The sequence below is a fragment of the Paenibacillus sp. 01L418 genome, from assembly GCF_056400045.1.
Window position 1 is genome coordinate 1 of the sequence record NZ_JBFTSN010000720.1, and the last position, 1,626, is coordinate 1,626.

Below are 1,626 nucleotides of genomic sequence, written 5' to 3' on the forward strand. Positions count from 1 at the left end.
CCGTCGCTATTATAAAGTTCATATGGTCATGGAATGATTATCAGAATCCGCTTATTTTCCTGCAATCAAAGGATTTGTATACGATCCCGCTTGGTATGAGCCTGTTCAGGGATGATTATACAACGAATGATGCCATTATGATGATGGCCGCGCTGTCAGCTATTATCCCGTTATTAATTATATTTATTATATTGCAGAAGCAAGTAATTAACGGAATTGCCCTTGGCGGAGTCAAAGGGTGATATTTGAAAAAAAGTCAAAAAAGTAATCATTTTACCTCAAAATTATACTCTTCTATGAATCGTCCAATCTTTATACTGATGATGAAAGAAGATGAGTCAGCTATTAAATAGGGGGGCAAAAAAATGAATCATAAGGGTAAACGCAAGTTTTTAGTTTCGATCTGTCTTTTGTTGGCGGCTTTTGCAGTGCTAAGCGCATGTGGAGGTAATTCTAATTCGCCTAAAAGCTCAAACGCTGCCGGGTCTGAGGGTACGGCGGACAAGCAAGTGACCATTAAGTATTACAATTTTGACAGTGCAGCTCAAGAGGTTGGTACAAAAGCTATGCTGCAAGAATTTGAGAAAGAAAATCCGGATATTAAAGTTGAGCATGTCATTCTTGTTCCGGGTAATTCCTTGGAAATGTTGAAAAAGCTTGATTTTCTAATCTCTTCGGGTGAAGCGGTCGACGTCGTAAACGTTCCGAGCGCGTCAGCGGTTATCGAAAGAGCAACTAGAGGCGCGCTAGCTCCGCTGGATGAATATTATGCTGCCAATAATCTCGTTGCTGCGGATGAATATTTTGTTAATCCAAAAGTGGGCGACAAAACTTACGGCATGCAGATGTCTACAGGTTACCAGTTCATTCTATTGAATAAGGATGCCCTAGATGCAGCAGGCTTGCCAGTGCCGACATACGGTTGGACATGGGATGACTTCCGCGATTATTCCAAGAAGCTGACCAAAGGCGAAGGCGTGGATAAACAGTACGGTTCGTACTTCCATACATGGGAATTGTATATGAATGCTCCAGCCCAAACGGTGATGAAAGATCCTTTCCGTTATGATGATGGAACGACGATCTTGGCTGATCCAACTTATAAATACTTCTTCCAGCTGCGCAAAGACATGGAAACGGTAGATAAATCGGCTAAGCCTTATGCGGATGTTCTTGCATCGAAGCTTAACTATCGTACTGAATTTTTCAGTGAAAGTGCTGCTATGATTCTTTCCGGAAGCTTTATGATTCCTGACCCAGGAAATACGGAGCAATATCCGCATGATTTCAAAACGGCATTTGCTCCAGTTCCACTTCCTCCTGCGAATGCGCAGCCAAAAGATTATGAAGGCGGTAAGTACTTTGTAGGTGGAGGGCATCTAGTAATGGGTGCGACTTCCAAGCATAAAGAAGCTTCATTCAAATTAATGCGCTTTATGACAACAACTGATTCGGAATCAAGAAATGAATTCTCTGGCTGGAAAAAATCAGACCAAAACGTCGTACTTGATCGTTTGATCGGTGCAAACGCTGATAAATATGATGTTGAATCGCTTAAAAACACATTGTTTGGCCCTGAAATTAAATATTTGGATGCTTCACAAGTGGTAACGACAAGTACTGCTG

Annotated in this window: 1 protein-coding gene and 1 pseudogene; both read left to right on the forward strand. The window is 41.7% G+C overall.

Features of this window, described 5'->3' with window-relative positions; translation table 11 throughout:
- Positions 1 to 242, forward strand: a pseudogene (locus tag AC1DSE_RS35030) (carbohydrate ABC transporter permease); the annotation flags it as partial.
- A gap of 123 nt (positions 243 to 365) precedes the next feature.
- Positions 366 to 1,626: ABC transporter substrate-binding protein (locus AC1DSE_RS35035; RefSeq protein WP_477529098.1), on the forward strand; the 1,261-nt coding region annotated here is incomplete at its 3' end.